Here is an 18,587-nt window from a genome sequence, read left to right on the forward strand (position 1 = left end):
TTTAGAAAGCTTTTTTTATCATCTAGCAAAGTCTTGAAAAAGAATCCCTTAAGTCCTTTATAAAAGCTCATACTCAACACCTTCAATATAACAAAAAACCCTAATTATAGGGAGTAAATAATCAGTCCATGATTATATTCAGCAGATCAAATAATGGAGTTTAACAAGAAATGAAAATTTTCCTTAAAGGAATGTTAATGGGCACCGCCGATGTGGTCCCAGGTATTAGTGGAGGAACCCTTGCTCTTATAGTCGGGATTTACGAAAGACTTATTAACGCTTTAAAGAATCTTTCACCAAAAATCATTATCAATATTCTAAAAACAGTCTTTTCCTGTGGCTCGAAAGAAGGTCGCGAAGCTTTCCTTACGGAATTCAAAAAAATTGATGGCCTCTTTTTAATGAGCCTAGGTGCAGGCATCCTTACAGCTATCATTGTCGGTAGCAGCTTCATCCCCTACCTTATTATTAATCATACCGAATTAACTTTTGCTTGTTTTCTCGGCCTCATCATCCCCTCCATTTTCCTACCCTGGAGTATGATCAAGGAGCGCAAGACCTCTTCATACTTATTTTTCCTCGTAGGACTGGCGATCACTGTAGGAAGCACATTCGCCGCCAAAGGTGACGTTTCTTCATCACATCAAGTCATTAGCTTTAGCCAAGCAACTTGGATTTGTTTTAGCTCTGCATTTATTGCGATTTGCGCAATGATCCTCCCTGGTATAAGTGGATCTTTCATCCTCATGCTACTCGGGCAATACATCTTTGTCCTCGGCTTAGTGACTCGATTAATCTGCAGTATCACTGGTCGTGTATCCGAACGCAAAGCTGAAGCCCTTAGCTTAGTCGAACATTTTTCTAATACTCAAACCATCATCCTACTCTGCCTCTTTTCCCTAGGCTGCCTCCTTGGCTTAGGCATCATGAGTCGTGTCATCCACAAAGCCCTCGAAAAATTTCATGATGACACCATGGCCCTGCTCACCGGAATGATTGCCAGTGCACTCTACGTTTTATGGCCATTCAAAATAAACATGCTAAATCCTGACGGCACTATCCTTGCCAACAAAGGTAAATGGATTCCTCGGGCCTACAATACCCTCCCAGATTTTGCCTCTAAGACCTTTATCCAAGCCATCATTATCTTCACTTTGAGTCTAAGCCTCTCCTATTTCCTTATAAAGAAAGGTAACAAGGCCCAATAAAAAAAGAGATCCATTTCTGAATCTCCTTTTTAGTAATGATGTTTTTAAGCTTTAGTTAAAACCATCTAAACTTCTTACCGCACCCTTATCCGCTGATGTTGCCATCACCGCATAAGCCTGGAGTGCTTTAGAAACCGTACGCTTACGGCTCACGGGTTTCCAAGCTTTTTCAGAAGCGTTCATTGCGACTCGACGAGCTTCAAGCTCTTCATCTGAAATAGCAATGTCAATTGTGCGGTTTGGAATATCAATATTGATGATGTCACCCTCTTCAATCAAACCAATTGCACCACCCGAAGCTGCCTCAGGTGAAACGTGACCAATTGAGAGACCTGAAGTACCGCCGGAGAAACGGCCATCAGTAATGAGTGCACAATCTTTACCTAAACCGCGTGATTTGAGGTAAGTTGTTGGGTAGAGCATCTCCTGCATACCAGGACCGCCTTTAGGACCTTCATAACGAATAACTACTACATCACCCTTAACAACTTTATCAGCGAGAATTGCACTTACAGCTTCATCTTGGCTTTCAAAAACTCTTGCTGGACCTGAGAACTTCCAGATTGACTCATCAACACCAGCAGTTTTAACGATGCAGCCATCTAAAGCGATATTACCAAAGAGAACACCTAAACCACCATCCTGTGAATACGCATTTTCTATACTGCGGATACAGCCATTTTCACGATCGTCATCCAATGAATCGTAACGGCAGTCTTGACTAAAAGCTGTCTGAGTAGGAATACCGGCAGGGCCAGCGCGGAAAAATTCTTTTACTGCCTGATCTTTCGTGGTGATGATATCATAATTCTCAATAGCCTCGCCAAGGGTTGAAGTGTGAACTGTAGGAACATCTGTATTTAAAAGTCCTGCACGCTTTAACTCTCCAAGTAAAGCAAAGATACCACCCGCACGGTGAACATCTTCCATGTGGTAGTGCTGAACAGCAGGAGCTACTTTACTGAGGTTGGGAACATTTCTTGAAAGCTTATCAATATCTTCCATTGTGAAATCAACACCAGCTTCTTGAGCTGCAGCTAAAATGTGAAGAACTGTATTTGTCGAACCACCCATGGCGATATCGAGCGTCATGGCATTTTGGAAAGCCTCAAAAGTCGCAACAGAACGCGGAAGTACTGAGTCATCAAACTTCTCGTAGTAGCGCTTGGTGATATCAACAATCAATTCACCCGCTCTCAAAAAGAGTTGCTTACGATCTGCGTGGGTCGCAAGCGTCGAACCATTACCAGGAAGTGAAAGACCTAGAGCTTCAGTTAAGCAGTTCATTGAGTTTGCTGTGAACATACCTGAGCAAGAACCACAAGTTGGGCAAGCTGAACGTTCATAATTAAGCGCATCTTCATCACTTACATTGCGGTCAGCACCAGCAATCATTGCATCTACTAAATCAGTAGCATGCTCTGTACCATCAGCGAGTTTAGTTTTACCAGCTTCCATTGGGCCTCCAGACACAAAAACAGCAGGGATATTCAAACGCATCGCCGCCATAAGCATACCAGGAGTAATCTTATCGCAGTTGGATATACAAACAATAGCGTCGGCCTTGTGACCATTAACCATATACTCAACTGAGTCGGCAATAATCTCACGTGATGGCAAACTGTAAAGCATACCGTCATGCCCCATCGCAATACCATCATCAATAGCAATAGTGTTAAATTCTTTGGCTACACCACCGTGCTTTTCAATTTCTCTAGCCACTAACTGGCCCATATCTTTCAAGTGTACGTGACCTGGAACGAATTGAGTAAATGAGTTAACAACAGCAATGATTGGCTTACCAAAATCCTCATCTGTCATTCCCGTTGCACGCCAAAGTGCTCTTGCACCTGCCATATTGCGACCTTCTGTCGTCGTTTTAGAGCGATAATTACCCATGTCTTAATACCTTATATATAATATACTTTAATCTGCCCCTATTTTATCGCGCCTTATTACTTACTCAATTCACCGCGATCATTTTTTGTCTATTTTAGATAGTTTATCTAATGTTTTGAAGATGGGAGCTTAATTAAGTCAAAAAGATACCTATTTCGTATTTAATAAAAATAGTTTACATAATTGTAATTAAATGATATAAATATCATTTTTTACGTCATTTTTACTCTTAGTATAACTTTTTTATCGAAAAATGGCTTGGAAAATAATTCCTCATAACTACTTTCGATACGTAAATAGAAAATTTAATGAAGTTAATTACGAATTTGTAATAACTTAAAAATGCAGGTAAGTAAAATGAAAGAACAAATTGTTGTTATTGGTAATGGCATGGTCGGTTACAAATTTTGTGAGCGACTCCTCGAAAAAGACACACAGAAAAAATTTCAAATCACAAGTTTTTGCGAAGAGCCTCGCCCGGCTTATGACCGCGTTCACCTATCCTCTTACTTTGACGGTAAGAGCGCTGACGATCTTCTCATGGCAAAAATCGAATGGTACGAAGACAACGGCATCACTCTCCATCTCGGCGATAAAGCGACTATCATTGATCGCAAAGCCAAGCTCGTTACTTCTTCTAAAGGCTTAACAATCCCCTACGACAAACTCATTCTCGCCACTGGCTCCGACGCTTTTGTCCCTCCCGTTCCAGGCATCGACAAAGAAGGCGTATTTGTCTACAGAACTATTGAAGACCTCGAAGACATGCTCGAATACTCTAAAAAAGTAAAAACTTGTGCTGTCATTGGTGGTGGTCTTCTCGGACTTGAAGCTGCGAAAGCCGCACAAGATATGGGACTAGAAACAGAAGTCGTGGAATTTGCACCTCGCCTCATGCCTAGACAGGTTGACGAAGAAGGTGGCGAAATGCTCAAAAACCTTATCGAATCTCGCGGCATTAAAGTTAATTGCAGTAAAGCCACTTCAAATATTGCTGGTGAAGGCAAAGTAACTGCCATGGAATTTGCTGATGACAGCAAAATTGAAACTGAAATGATCATTGTTTCAGCTGGTATTCGTCCTCGTGATGAAATCGCTCGCGAAGCTGGACTCACTTTAGGCCCACGTGGTGGCATCCTCGTCAATGATCAACTCAAAACATCTGATGAAGACATTTACGCTATTGGTGAATGTGCGCTTTACAATAATATGATTTACGGTCTCGTAGCCCCAGGTTACGCCATGGCCGATGCCGTAACGGAACAACTTCTTGGTCGCGACGCTGAATTCAAAGGTGCCGACATGTCGACTAAACTCAAACTTCTCGGTACTGACGTAGCAAGTTTTGGTGATATCGATCCACAAGGAGTGGCAGTTAAACACTTAAAATTCAATAACCCTCACTCAGGCGTCTACAAAAAGATTGTCGTTTCTGAAGACGGTCAAAAGCTCTTAGGTGGCGTTCTCGTTGGTGATGCTGAAGAATACGGTACCCTCCTACAAATCTACCAAAATGGTATGAAACTCCCTGAAGACCCAATGTCCCTCATTTTGCCGGCGAATGATGATGCCCAAACTGGCATTGGCATTGGTGACCTCCCTGATACAGCACAAATTTGTTCTTGCGAAAACGTTACAAAAGGCGATGTTTGCAAAGCTATTGAAGAAGGCGCTTGTAGTGTAGGCGAACTTAAATCATGTACAAAAGCAGGTACTGGTTGCGGTGGTTGTATGCCACTTCTCACTGACCTCTTCAAGCACCAAATGGCTGAATCTGGTGTTGAAGTTTCTAATGCACTCTGTGATCACTTTGATATGTCTCGTTCTGAAATGTATGAACTCGTCCGTAAAACAGGTATTGATAACTACGCCACACTTCTTGCTAAGCACGGAAAAGGTATTGGTTGCGAAGTCTGCAAACCAACTGCAGCTTCGATTTTCGCCTCTGTCTTCAACCGCCCTATTCTCGAACACGCTCCCTTACAGGATACAAACGACATCTACTTAGCTAACATCCAAAAAGATGGTACTTACTCAGTCATCCCACGTATCCCAGGTGGAGAAATCACTCCTGACAAACTCATTGTTATCGGGCAAGTGGCTAAAGACTTTAACCTCTACACAAAGATTACTGGTGGCCAACGCGTTGACCTTCTCGGTGCTCGCTTAAATGACCTCCCTAAAATCTGGCAGATCCTCGTAGATGCTGGCTTCGAATCAGGTCACGCTTATGGTAAATCTCTCAGAACAGTAAAATCATGCGTCGGCGAAACCTGGTGTCGTTACGGTGTGGGCGATTCAACTTCACTTGCGATCCGCGTTGAAGAACGTTACCGTGGTTTGCGTTCTCCGCACAAACTTAAATCTGCAGTATCTGGCTGTACTCGTGAATGTGCTGAAGCTCAAAGTAAAGACTTTGGTATCATTGCAACTGAAAAAGGCTGGAACCTCTACGTCTGCGGTAATGGTGGTATGAAGCCACGTCACGCTGACCTACTTGCAGCTGACCTCGACGAAGAAACGCTAATCAAATATATCGACCGCTTCCTCATGTACTACATCAAAACGGCAGAACGTCTCGAGCGTACCTCTACATGGATGACCAAACTCGAAGGTGGCTTAGATTTCCTCAAAGATGTTGTCATTAACGATAGCTTGGGTATTAACGAGGAGCTAGAAGCCCAAATGCAACACGTGGTCAACACTTATGAATGCGAATGGAAGAACGCCATTAACGACCCAGTGAAAATGAAGCGATTCACTCACTTTAACAACTCAGAAGCTCAAGATGAAACAGTTGAGTTTGTCCTCGAACGCGATCAAATTCGCCCAGCAAACGAAACTGAAAAAATTCACGTCACAATTTAAGGAAAAATTTCATGTACACTCAATGGCACCCCGTAGGTAAAACTACTGACTTCCCCCAAGATTTGGGAACCAATGTAAAAGTTAACGATAAGCAAATCGCCATCTATCATCTCACTGATGGTCACTGGTACGCAGTACAAAACTTATGCCCTCACCAAAAGCGCATGGTTTTATCTAGAGGTTTAGTGGGCGGAGACTTTGAAAAACCCACAGTTATCTGTCCTTTACACAAACGCGCTTTTAGCCTAAAAGATGGCCAACTTGTGAGCGATAATAAGGATTGCGACAACATCAAGACTTACCCTGTTAAGCTCGAGAACGACCTAATCCTAATAGAAGTCTAAACTTAAAGGGCGCTGAGCGCCCAATGAGATGGAAAATGAAAAACTGTAAAACAACCTGCTCTTATTGCGGTGTTGGATGTGGTATTTCTTTAACAAAAGACAAAGATAACTTCCTCGAGCTCGAAGGAAACGAGCAGTACCCCGTTAATGGGGGTATGCTCTGCTCCAAGGGAATGAATTTACACAATGTCGTCATGGACAAAAGCGACCGTTTGCTAGAACCGCAAATGCGTACGGCTAAACACCACCCCATGCAGAAAGTCAATTGGGAAAGTGCCATGACACGTGCGGCAGCAGTCTTTAAATCTATCATAAAGAAATACGGCTCCGATTCAGTGGGACTGTACGTATCTGGTCAACTTTTGACGGAAGAATACTACTTAGCCAATAAGCTCACCAAAGGTTTCCTCGGCACCAACAATATCGATACAAATTCACGTTTGTGTATGAGTTCTGCCGTCGTTGGTTATAAAAAAACTATTGGTGACGATGCTCCTCCCATTTCCTACGACGATATTGAAGAGAGTGATTGCTTTTTTATTGCTGGGGCTAATCCAGCCTGGTGTCACCCCATACTTTTCCGTCGTATAGAGAAAAGAAAAGAACAATTTCCCGATGCCAAAATCATTGTCGTCGACCCCCGTAAAACACAAAGTGCTGAAATGGCGGACCTGCATCTGCCCCTTATTCCAGGCACAGATGTCTACCTCTTTAATGCCATCGCAAAACTTCTCGTACAATATGGTGCGGTGGATTATCATTTCTTAGAGAATCATTGTAATGGTGGACATCAACTACTCGAGTTTCTCAAAGACATTGACCTCTTTGAATCCGCTAAGAACTGTGGCCTTGAACTCAACTTAATTGAGCAAGCCGCAAAAATGATTGCTGAATCCAAAAGCTTACTCTCCATGTGGACCATGGGCTTAAATCAAAGCTCCATTGGAACAAATAAAAACTTAGCACTCATCAACCTCAATTTACTAACAGGCCGCATTGGCAAAGCCGGAAGTGGTCCATTTTCACTCACTGGTCAACCCAACGCCATGGGAGGACGCGAAGTCGGCGGCCTCTCCAACCTGCTAGCTGCCCATCACGACCTCGCTAACCCTGTTCATTGTAATAAAGTCGCCAATTACTGGGGTTGCGGGTCGGTTTCTTCTCAGCCAGGTCTAACTGCGACAGAGATGATTGATGCACTTGAAGATGGTCGCCTAAAAGCCGTCTGGATCATTTGTACCAATCCCGCTGTCAGTTTACCTGATCTTGAAAAAGTCGAACGCGCTTACAAAAAAGCTAAGTTTGTCATGGTGTCTGATATTTCATCAAAATCAGACACCTTAAAATTTGCCGACATGATTCTCCCCGCCGCTGGCTGGGCAGAGAAAGAAGGCACTATGACTAACTCCGAGCGTCGCATTTCATATTTGCCCAAGCTTATTGAGCCCCCTGGAAACGCCCGTCCTGACGTAGACATACTCATGCATTTTGCTCAAAAAATGGGCTTCGAAAAAGCATTTACTTATCCCAATGCCGAAAGTATTTTCAATGAACACAGAGAGCTCACTCGTGGAACAAACATCGACATCTGTGGAGTTTCTTACAAACGCTTAAAACAGCAGTCTATCCAATGGCCCTGCCCAAGTGAAGATCACCCAGGAACGCCACGTCTATTCGAAGATTTTAAATTCTTCACCAGTGATAAACGCGCCAAAGTTCACGTCGTTGAAGCCCCTCACAAATCAGAAAAAACAAACTCTGACTTCCCACTAATCCTTACTACTGGTCGCGTCCGTGATCAATGGCACACAATGACTCGCACGGGAAAAGTTCAACGCCTCAATCAACATATTCCAGCACCAAAACTCGAAATTCACCCCGATGATGCGCAGAGAATCGGACTTAATCATGGAGAGAATGCCGAAATCACTAGTCGCCGCTCTTCTGTTATTGTTGCCTGCCAAATCACTGACTCCATACGTCCAGGAACCGTCTTCCTACCCATGCACTGGGGATATATTGATGGCTCAAAAAAAGCTCGTGCCAATAATCTCACTTCCGACTTAGTCGATCCTATCTCAAAAGAACCCGATTTTAAGTACTCTGCTGTTCAAGTTCGTGCTCTAGCCAAGAAGAAACGTAAAATAGTTTTGGTTGGTGCGGGTGCTGCAGCACTAGAATTTATTCATAGCTACCGCAAAACAAACCAAGAAGATGAAGTTCATGTATTTGGTCGTGAACCCCACCTCTTCTATAATCGTGTCATGCTCCCAGATTACATCAATGATGAAAAGAGCTGGGAAGCTATTCTTTTATCAGAGAAGCAAGAACTCGAAAAACTCAAAATCACCTACCACGAAGGGACGGCTATTGATAAAATTGAGCGCAAGAATCAAACTATTATCGATAGCAAAGGCCTAAGCCATACTTACGACACTCTCATTTTAGCAACGGGCAGTCGCCCAACACAAACCATGCAAACACCCAAAGACATGCAGGGCTTTTTTGGTTTGCGTACTCGACGCGACGCCGATCGCATTAAATCTTATCTCAAAGATGGTGGCAAAGCTGTTATCATCGGCGGTGGACTCCTTGGACTCGAACTTGCAGGTTCATTGGCTTCGCTAGGAATAGAAGTCACTATTATCCAACGTTCTTCACGCCTCATGCGTGGTCAACTCGATGATACGGGCAGCGACATTTTAAACGATGAAATTGTCAATCGCAACATCGATATACTTTACAATGATGAAGTCGCTAATTTTGTTGGCGATAGCCACCTAAAAGCGATAGAGCTCAAATCCGGCAAGAAACTCGCTTGCGATGCACTCTTCTTTGCCGCTGGAATAAAACCCAATATTGAAATTGGCCAAGACGCTGGTTTAAAATGTGATCGTGGGATCATTGTCAACGATCAATTGCTAAGCTCTGATCCAAATATTTTTGCCATGGGAGAAATTGCCCAACACCGTAACAAGACTTATGGCACCACACCCTCAGCACAAGATCAAGCTCGAGTTGTTGCCGCTCACCTTAATGGCGATCGCTGGGCTAGCTATAAGGGATCTTTAAATTTCAACATCCTCAAACTCAAAGATCTACAACTCGCCTCCTTGGGACAAGTTCGCAAACCCGAAGGCCCCGAGTACGACGAAGTTACCTTAATTGACCGTAGGAAAAACTATTACAAAAAATGCATCTTGCGTAACGATGTTCTCATTGGCGCCATCCTCATCGGCGACAAATCTGAGTTCAATCACTTCAAAGACCTCATTGAGCAAAAAATTGAACTAGCTGATCAACGTCTTCCTTTACTAAAAGGCAGTGCTGAACCTACTGAACCTGCCATTGGAAAAATTGTTTGTGCATGTAACAATGTTGGGGAAGGTAACATAGAAAATATTATTAAAGAAGGCTGTTGTAATTTCCAAGAAATTTGTTCAAAATCTGGTGCTGGAACTGGATGTGGCTCTTGCCGTCCCGAAGTCAAAAGAATTCTCATGAAAAACATTGCTAATCAAGCCGAGGAGGTGAAATCATGAATATGAAAAACCTACTCACGATTAATGCTCCAGGCGGAATGTTAACTCCCAACGACCTGCTTAAATTAGTTGAGCCCGAATCAGTCGATGGCTTTATCTTGGGAAGACGTCAAAATATACTGATTGATTACCCTGGTTCTCCTCAAGGTTTATCTCGTCGTGTTAACGTTGATAAAGTCCCGCTTATCCATCCCAACATCATTTGCTCACACGCATCTGGTGGGATTGATCTGGAAAAAAATGATTGGGCATATATCAATGAAGATTACCAAACAATTTTTGATTCATTCAATTTTAAACCAACTATTTCTGTAAGTATTTGTAGTTATCAACAAAGCATGTTTGCCTTATTTTCTAGTAAGCTGAATTTCATCTCCTCAGATATTGAGGGTTTATGGCATTTAGTCATCATGCTGAAAGAAAAGCGCGTCCTACTTCCACATTTATTCAAAACGACGCAAGTAGCTCCTGCTGTTCAAGCCATGCAAAAATTCATCGAAGATGATCAATTCATCACTTCTCATCATCTGGCTGAACTTCTGGAAGCTTCGCTACCCCTAAGTGAAAACAAGAGCACTGAACTTATTTTACCTCCGCTTCTCAATAGAGACTTCGAAGGTTTTACCACCATGAAAAATGGACGTTTAGCACTCAATATTTTCTCTAACCACCGCCCGTGGAAAAGAGAATTTATTCAAGATTTTGCGAAGCTCGCAAAAGACCAAGGCCTCAATCGACTTTACGTAACTGCTGGGCGTTCTTTGCTTATGAAGCACATAAGTAAGAAGGACCTTCATTCATGGGAAGCTCTTCTCGGCAGACACAATATTAGTATCCGCCACTCAGAGCAAGACTTAGCCTGGATCGTTCCTTCACACAAACCCAATGCTATCAAGCTAAAAGAACAACTCATCCAAGAGTTAAACCGCGAAGGCTTCGCCTGCCATGGCCTTAATATTGCGATTGACCCTAGGGATTCAGATTGCGGCGCCCCCATCATTATTTATACATCAAAAAACTTCATGAGCCTCTCATGTAAAGTTATATATAAACCCAACTTTGACTACCGGAGTTCCGGCTTCAAGACGGCTGGGAAAAACCTTAATTTTGATGGACTCATTACTTGTCTAAGAGATTTACAACAACAATTCCATAACCGCCAAATTGATTCTTCAGGCCTGAGGATACAAGCCATAAGTCTTGAGGAAAACCAACCAGAGCATTATCAATGCCCCGATTGCCTTGGTGAATATCACAAAAACACCGGTGATCCAGACAATGATATTGCACCAAATACTGATTTTATCGACTTACCTGTATACTGGTCATGTGACTTATGTGAATGTCCAAAAACTAGATTCATCCCTATTTGATACTCACCTAATTAATCCTTACTAATCATTGAATTTCCTTTATAAAACCCAAAAACTATTCTCATAAATTATTGCTCACTCAAAAAGACGTACCATATTAGACCAACGTTTTAGGAGTTAGCATGAGTTCAGATTACAACACCCGACATACCTTAATCGCCAAAATACGCGATCAACATGACGATCGTTCTTGGGAAGATTTTGTTTATTTTTACCAACGCTACATTTATGTGGTCATCGCTAAAATGGGGGTGAATAATCAAGATGTAGAAGATTTAGTTCAACGCGTACTTCTAGCTCTTTGGGAAAAGCTGCCTACTTTCGAGTATGAACCCAACAAATGCAAGTTCAGAACTTGGATGAACCAAATCACTCGCAACACTGTGATTGCTTACTTCCGTAAACAAAAGCGTTACAAAAACGACCTTGATCGTGCGGCATCAATCCGACTCAACGAAGAAGACCCCGAGCAAAGCGAGCCAGAAATTTATAACATGGCCGAAAAGGAATGGAAGCTACACGTTTCCAACTTAGCTTGGGAGAATATCAAAGATGATTTCAAAGGTAAAGCGGCTCAAGTCTTCCTCGCTTTCAGCGAAGGCAAGGAAATCGAGCAGATCTGCGTGGATATGGATATCAAAAAGAACACGGCCTACGTTTTAAAAAACCGTGTTCAAGACAAACTCTACAAAGAGATCCGTCGCTTAGATGATGAACTGAGTTAGTAAAAGGCTCAATTAATCTTCAAATTAATTAGCTCTCATTCCCGTATTTGCCAATCTCGCAAAATAAGCACACCACTCTTGAATCAAAGGCCTAACTTGACTGTAGCGCTTCAACTTGCCTTGCAACTCTTGTTTGGGACTATTCTCTATTCGACGATCACTAAACATCATCAACATTTCTCCTGTTCCGCCATTAAAAACTTTACCTTCTATCGCCATTGTCCCACCTTTAATAGAGCCGATACCAGGAAAATATTTTTTAATCGGAACCAACTCAATTATCTGAACTTCCATTAAGAGAGTCTGATTATCTAAAAAAGTGTGAGGTACAAAGCGCACTTTTTTTTCTGGATCATTGAGAAAAGCCTGACGGATTTCAAAGTCGAACATCTTGGCAACCTCGGCTGCAACTTTGCGATTATCCCCATTATCAAAACCTGGGAACACGTCATTCTCCTCATAGCTTGTCGCATTTTTTTTATCCCACCAACCTAAGCGTCTCATATAGGTTACGCCCACAGGCTTCATTGCAAACTTAGTGTATTGACCAATATGAGCTCGTGGCGATTTCCAGACTAGCTGCAAGTTCCTGCCCTCTTCCATCTTCCAAGCATCTTCTAAAAAATTTGTTGGCGATGCCGGTGAAGTTCCACAAGCAGATAAAAAAATGGCTATAAGAAGTGCTCCAATAAACTTCATTTTGTTCTCCTAAATTAAAAATTAGTTTAAACATAACTCAAGTGATGATTTAGACTAGTACGATGCGCTATAGCACTTGTTTAATCTAAATAAAAAGTCATTTTAATAGGGTTAATTTGGAGTTATCATTTGGCGTATCAACATCGCAATACCTTAAGCATTGACCTAAAAGCTATCAAAAGAAACTTTCTCAAACTCGAAAATTTGAGTCAATCAGCCTCAGTCATGCCCGTACTCAAAGCCAACGCCTATGGCCTAGGAGCCAAGGAAATTGCAAGTACACTCAAAGACTCTGGCGCTCAAATCATCGCCGTTGCCGACCTCAACGAAGCCCTAGAACTTCGCGATTTAGATATTGATATCCTAATATTAGGTGACATTACCCCCGAAGAAATCCCTCTGGCCATAAGAAACAACTTCATTCTTCCAGTTGGCTCCTTTGAATCCGCACAAATCATTTCCCAACATGCGGGTGAGCGTCGAGTCTTCTGTCACCTCGTCATTGACTCAGGCATGGGAAGACTTGGTATCCCCATCAAGAATGCTCTTAAGGAATTTGCTGACATCGCAAAATTAGATAAACTACATTTCGATGGGGTCTACACACATTTCCCCGTAGCTTACAGCGACCGAGATTTCTCCCTTCAACAAATTGATCAATTCAAAGAATTCCTTGAATCATGCCCCATTAAGTTTAAATGCATTCACATTGCCAACTCAGATGGTATTCATAATATCCCTGAAGCCTGCCAAGCTCCTTTCAACTATGTCCGCACGGGTCTAAACCTTTATGGGTGCTTCGACCTAGAAGGTCAACAACGCGTCGAACTCGAAGAAGTTTTACAATTAGAGTCACGCCTTGTTCGTGTTCGCGAACTCGAGGCGGGCACTAGTATTGGTTATGGTCGTGAATGTATCCTCGATAAGAAAACTTTAGTTGGCACCGTCGCTCTCGGTTACGCCGACGGCTTCCCATTCAACAAACAAGCTTACGTTCTTTACAAAGGCTTTAAATGCCCCCTACTAGGACGTATCTCAATGGATTACATTACCATTGATCTTAGTCCGTACCCAACCGCTAAAAGTGGTGACTTGGTCCTTTGCCTAGGTGGAGAGGTCCCCATTTCAAAATGGGCAAAATGGAAAGGTACCATTACATACGAAATCATTTGTTCCTTGGGACAAAGAATTAAACGCATATATAAAAAATAGGAGAAAACATGAATAGAAGAACCTTTATCCAAGCGAGTTCCTTGACACTTATAGCGAGTTCATGTGCAACAAATACTGCAAAAGAAAAAGCCATGTACTTTGTTGGTGGTGGCTCAGGTAAAAAAGGCGGCCTCCACCTTTATAAAAGCATTGATCAAGGCGAAAACATAGAGCTTTGTTCTATTGCCGGTGAAGGCGAAAATCACGGTTTCCAAATTTTTCATAATGACACTCTTTATACTTGCGTAAATACAGGGAGTAAAAAAGACAAGCGTTACTCTGTACAGGCCTATAAATTCAACCCTAAAGAAGAAAACCTAGAAAAGATTAGCTGTTTTGATACGGCTGCTAGCCTGTGCCACCTTGCTGCACACGACTCATTACTCGTGGTCACAGCCTATGGCGGAGCTTATATAGAAAGTTTTCAAATCGCGAAAAGTGGTGAAATCCAGAAGCAATTACAAAAATATAGCTTCATTGGGGGCAGTAATGTTAACCCAAAACGCCAAAATGCCCCACATCCCCACTGCTTCACTTTTGACAATGAAGGCAAATTTGGCTTTATGCCCGACCTCGGCCGTGATTTAATCCAAGCTTTTGAAATAGAAAATAACAAGCTCACTTACCGTCGTGACCTAGATTACAAATCGGCTCCAGGTGCAGGACCTCGTCACTTCACTTTTCACCCAGATGGTATGCGTGCCTATTTGATCAATGAGCTCGACTTCACACTCATAGCTTTTATTTACCAAGAGGGTAAACTTACTGAAACTGATAATAAACGTTGCCTTCCAAAAGATTTCACTGAGTGGAATAGTTGCGCTGACGTACACGTTCACCCTAACGGCCACTACGTTTACGCATCAAACCGTGGGCACAATAGCCTAGCCATCTTCAAAATTGCTTATGATAAAATTGACTTTATTAAAAACGAGCCTACACAAGGAAGTATCCCTCGTAATTTCGCAATCCATGAAAACTTTGCCCTCGTAGCCAATCAAAAAAGTGACAACATCATTTTCTTTGATTTAGACCCCGAAACCGGCATGCTGACTTATAAATCTAAAACTGAAGGCATTGGAATGCCTAGTTGTGTCAACCTCATTGATTAAACTTAAGCAAATCAATCAATAAAGCTAAGGCCTTTCTCTGTCACAATTCTTGCAGTTGAAAGGCCTTCCTTTATATTGGCGCATCAACTGAAACCAGATTCTAATTCAAGGACAATTCAATGCCTGCGATTTCCGCACTCCAAGCTGCTCGCGCCGCTTACCAACCCAAATTACCCACTGTTTTTGCCAATGGCGCTGCCGTTAATATTATTGAGGGCGAAGCAACTACTGCTGCTGCTGACCTCGACCAAATTAAAGCCCTCTTTCCCGAAACTTATGGCGCTCCAAAGGTCACTTTTGAAGTAAACGCTACATCCGATTCAGCTGCGATTAACGTCGCCGTCATCCTCTCTGGTGGACAAGCTCCCGGTGGGCACAATGTTATTGCCGGTATTTTCGATGGGATCAAATCTTTAAATGCCGATTCAAAACTCTATGGCTTCCTCGGTGGACCTGGTGGTGCTGTAGATAATAAATACATGGAAATCGACTCTGCCATCATGGATGCCTACCGCAATACAGGTGGATTCGACATTATCGGTTCTGGACGAACTAAATTAGAAGAAACAGCTCAGTTCGACAAAGTCATTGCCAACTGTAAAGCACTAAACATTGGCGCCCTCGTAATCATTGGTGGAGATGACTCCAATACTAATGGCTGTGTACTCGCCGAATACTGTAAAGCTCAAAACTCTGGCATTCTCGTTATTGGTGCTCCAAAAACGATTGATGGCGATCTCAAAAATGAAGATATTGAAGCGTCTTTTGGCTTCGACACTGCCTGTAAAGTCTATAGTGAACTCATTGGCAATATCTCACGCGATGCATGTTCAGCTCGTAAGTACTGGCACTTTATCAAAGTCATGGGTCGTTCAGCATCACATATTGCTCTTGAATGCGGACTTCAAACTCGTGCTAACGTGACTTTAGTATCGGAAGAAGTTGAAGCCAAAGCGATGACTCTTAATGGCATCGTTGCGGATATCGCAGATAAAGCTGTGAAGCGTGCAAACAAAGGCGAGCACTTTGGTATTGTCGTCATCCCAGAAGGTGTTATTGAGTTCATCCCCCAAATGAAAGTGCTCATTGCTGAACTCAACGACTTACTCGCACATGACACTAGCCTTTCTGAATCTCTTCCAGTAGCTCAAGATATTGCCCAACTACAAGCTCATGGATTAAGTTCAGAATCTGCCGGCGTCTACCTCTCAATGCCAGCTAATATTCGTCAACAGCTCGTAATGGATCGCGATCCACACGGCAATGTACAAGTCTCCCGTATCGAAACTGAAAAGCTCATTGCAAGCATGGTCGAAATGTACATGCAAGAAAATCATAGCGATATTCATTTCTCTGAGCAGCACCACTTCTTTGGCTATGAGGGACGCTGTGCAGCTCCCTCAAACTTTGATGCCGATTACTGCTATAGCCTTGGCTACACGGCAGCCGCTCTCATTGGTGCCGGTAAAACAGCCTGTCTTGCCTCAGTTAAAAACTTAAAATCTCCTGCTTCTGAATGGATTGCAGGTGGCATCCCTCTGACTTCTATGATGAATGTTGAACGTCGCCACGGCGCAGATAAGCCAGTGATCAAAAAAGCTCTCGTAGAACTCGATGGTGCACCTTTCAAAGAACTCGCCGCCAATCGTGATCAATGGGCTCTTCACTCCGCTTACGTCTTCCCTGGACCTATCCAATACTTTGGTCCTACAGAAGTCTGCGATCAACCCACCATCACTCTGACTCTAGAACAGAGTTAGGTATATATAAGTTTCAATAAAAAAGCCCTGCTCATTTGAGCAGGGCTTTTTTATTGATTTCAAGGAACCAGTAGTACATCCTCTTCATAGTTATTTAGCAGCCAACGCATGGTACTGCCCATGAACAAGCGCTCTATACTTGAATGAGAAGAACTACCCATAACTAATAGTTCCGCATCAACTTCATCACATAGGCGTTTCACTCCATCTGCCGCTCCACCTGAAAGGATCTTTTCTGCATAACATAAGCCTTCCAAATCAAGTGAGGCCATCATATCGGCCATGACTTCAGACACTTTTGTATTCACTTCTTCCCTTTCTACATCTTCTTGAGGGTAATAAACATTTAATTGCCCCTCCAAATCTACATAACCCGTACTTTCGGGAATAACATGAACAAAATAAAGCTGTGCCGCACAAGATTTTGCCACCATAACAGCCACTTCTGCCGCACGTTTACAGTTTTCAGAAAAATCTAAGGCGCAAACTATCGTCTGAGGCAATCGACTAATATGTCTATGAGGATGAACCCAGACAGGAGTACTTGCATGGGCAATTATACGTTCCGCTTCCGTGGTCACGAATTTATGCATCATCCCCTCGTTGTGCCTACCTACTACTATAAGAGAATTATCATGCTCATTAGCCACGCGAACTAACTCATTGTGTATTCGACCTATTTGAACTACGGGTTCTTCTACATGACTCGCGCCATGTTTATTATATAAATGGTCTACATCGTCTTTAAACTTATCTAAAGCTTCTAAACGTGATTCTTCAGTTTCACGTGGATAAAAGGGGTTGAAACCAAGTGTTTCAATAACATGTACTGGACGAACTTTGGCTTTAAACACATTGGCTAATTTTTGAGACTCTCTAACAGCCATACTAAAATGATGTTCAGAGAAGACTCCAGTTATTATGTTGTCTACGTGCATCATAACTAAACTCCACTATTAGGTTATGTCTCAATATACAACATTTATTATGGCAATGGAAATTTCCTTTAAATATAAATCTTGATCTGGTTAACAAGCTATCTTATAGTATGTCACTATTAATATTAACTAAGGTCAGCCCATAATGAGAACTATCCTATTAACTCTAGCTATGCTATTTCTATCGAGTTGCGCACTCTTTCAACCCACCAATAAAGATCTCTTTTATACAGAGTATGAGACTAACCCGGATTATACTACGCGAAAAATGGGAAGCTATTTTGTTGTTTTGACCTTTAAACCAAAGTCCATATACAATAACTATAGTGTAGAAGATAATGAAACTAAATTCATTTGGCGCATTGGAGACAACGAAATCATCATTGAACAAGACAAACTCAGCATCAACAAGATTAAGTTTGGCAATGTTGAAAGTGCGCGAATTATCAAGATCACTGAAGGAAAAGTCTACATCGACAATAAATATCGACGCGCCGTAAAATAGTTCACTTTATTCATCCCTTACTTATTGCTAATTCATAGACTTAAGCATTAATTATCTTTAGATCTACTTGACGCTAGCATTCATAAGGTTATAGTACCGACCTTTAAAAGTCATTTAGGCTACAAATTTTTATATAAACATTTCAATATTAAGTAATAAAATACATAAACTTTAAGGAAAGTACATGCCATCAGAAGTTAGTGCAAAAAAAGGCGAGCCGATCGATAAAGCTCTTAGACGTCTTAAAAAGAAATTGGACCGCGAAGGTGTACTTCGTGAATTGCGTAACCGTCGCTGCTACGAAAAACCCAGCGAAATCAAAAGACGTGAAGGCAAAAGCCTCGCTAAACGCATCAGAAAAGAGAATCGCATTCGCTAAGCGAAAAGTTGATTTACCCCTTT

At 42.3% G+C, this 18,587-nt stretch carries 14 protein-coding genes; 11 read left to right on the plus strand and 3 right to left on the minus strand.

Translation table 11 applies throughout. The features are described from left to right. The first annotated feature begins 170 nt into the window (after positions 1-170). Positions 171-1,208, plus strand: coding sequence for a DUF368 domain-containing protein (locus PQO01_RS21305; RefSeq protein WP_274316249.1), 1,038 nt, complete (start codon positions 171-173; stop codon positions 1,206-1,208). Between the two features lie 51 nt (positions 1,209-1,259). On the opposite strand, the gene ilvD is transcribed toward PQO01_RS21305, so the two are convergent. After that, entirely contained in the window at positions 1,260-3,107 is a 1,848-nt protein-coding gene (ilvD, locus tag PQO01_RS21310; protein ID WP_274316250.1) for a dihydroxy-acid dehydratase, read from the minus strand. A gap of 357 nt (positions 3,108-3,464) precedes the next feature. Here ilvD and nirB point away from each other — a divergent pair, with 357 nt between their 5' ends. From nirB to PQO01_RS21335, 5 genes are all read left to right on the plus strand, one after another. Continuing rightward, entirely contained in the window at positions 3,465-5,975 is a 2,511-nt protein-coding gene (gene nirB, locus PQO01_RS21315; RefSeq protein WP_274316251.1) for a nitrite reductase large subunit NirB, read from the plus strand. Positions 5,976-5,986: 11 nt separating this feature from the next. After that, complete coding sequence (gene nirD, locus PQO01_RS21320; protein WP_274316252.1) at positions 5,987-6,319, plus strand: nitrite reductase small subunit NirD; 333 nt, start codon at positions 5,987-5,989, stop codon at positions 6,317-6,319. A 35-nt stretch (positions 6,320-6,354) separates the two neighbouring features. Beyond that, complete coding sequence (locus PQO01_RS21325; RefSeq protein WP_274316253.1) at positions 6,355-9,861, plus strand: nitrate reductase; 3,507 nt, start codon at positions 6,355-6,357, stop codon at positions 9,859-9,861. Then, the gene (locus tag PQO01_RS21330) at positions 9,858-11,234 is read left to right on the plus strand and encodes a rubredoxin (RefSeq protein ID WP_274316254.1); all 1,377 of its coding nucleotides are present in this window, start codon (positions 9,858-9,860) and stop codon (positions 11,232-11,234) included. The genes PQO01_RS21325 and PQO01_RS21330 overlap by 4 nt, the downstream gene beginning before the upstream one ends. Before the next feature lie 122 nt (positions 11,235-11,356). After that, positions 11,357-11,959, plus strand: coding sequence for an RNA polymerase sigma factor (locus tag PQO01_RS21335; RefSeq protein WP_274316255.1), 603 nt, complete (start codon positions 11,357-11,359; stop codon positions 11,957-11,959). 24 nt (positions 11,960-11,983) lie between these two features. On the opposite strand, the gene PQO01_RS21340 is transcribed toward PQO01_RS21335, so the two are convergent. Continuing rightward, on the minus strand, positions 11,984-12,658 hold the full coding sequence (locus PQO01_RS21340) for a DUF3313 family protein (protein WP_274316256.1): 675 nt from the start codon (positions 12,656-12,658) through the stop codon (positions 11,984-11,986). A gap of 129 nt (positions 12,659-12,787) precedes the next feature. Between PQO01_RS21340 and alr the strand changes: the two genes are divergently transcribed. From alr to PQO01_RS21355, 3 genes are all read left to right on the plus strand, one after another. After that, positions 12,788-13,870: an alanine racemase gene (gene alr / locus PQO01_RS21345; RefSeq protein WP_274316257.1), complete on the plus strand. Its 1,083-nt coding sequence runs from the start codon at positions 12,788-12,790 to the stop codon at positions 13,868-13,870. An 8-nt stretch (positions 13,871-13,878) separates the two neighbouring features. Next, positions 13,879-14,982 (plus strand): lactonase family protein, encoded by a 1,104-nt coding sequence (locus PQO01_RS21350; protein ID WP_274316258.1) that lies wholly within the window; start codon positions 13,879-13,881, stop codon positions 14,980-14,982. Between the two features lie 119 nt (positions 14,983-15,101). After that, positions 15,102-16,742, plus strand: a complete 1,641-nt coding sequence (locus PQO01_RS21355) for a diphosphate--fructose-6-phosphate 1-phosphotransferase (protein ID WP_274316259.1) — start codon at positions 15,102-15,104, stop codon at positions 16,740-16,742. A gap of 59 nt (positions 16,743-16,801) precedes the next feature. On the opposite strand, the gene PQO01_RS21360 is transcribed toward PQO01_RS21355, so the two are convergent. Beyond that, a complete protein-coding gene (locus PQO01_RS21360) occupies positions 16,802-17,683 on the minus strand; it encodes a universal stress protein (RefSeq protein WP_274316260.1) in 882 nt (293 codons plus the stop codon). A 142-nt stretch (positions 17,684-17,825) separates the two neighbouring features. Between PQO01_RS21360 and PQO01_RS21365 the strand changes: the two genes are divergently transcribed. Together PQO01_RS21365 and rpsU are read left to right on the plus strand one after the other, a co-directional pair. Beyond that, a complete protein-coding gene (locus PQO01_RS21365) occupies positions 17,826-18,185 on the plus strand; it encodes a hypothetical protein (RefSeq protein WP_274316261.1) in 360 nt (119 codons plus the stop codon). Between the two features lie 184 nt (positions 18,186-18,369). Further along, a complete protein-coding gene (gene rpsU / locus PQO01_RS21370; protein WP_007279090.1) occupies positions 18,370-18,564 on the plus strand; it encodes a 30S ribosomal protein S21 in 195 nt (64 codons plus the stop codon). Positions 18,565-18,587: the final 23 nt, after the last annotated feature.

It is taken from the genome of Lentisphaera marina, assembly GCF_028745505.1.
Classification (GTDB): domain Bacteria; phylum Verrucomicrobiota; class Lentisphaeria; order Lentisphaerales; family Lentisphaeraceae; genus Lentisphaera; species Lentisphaera marina.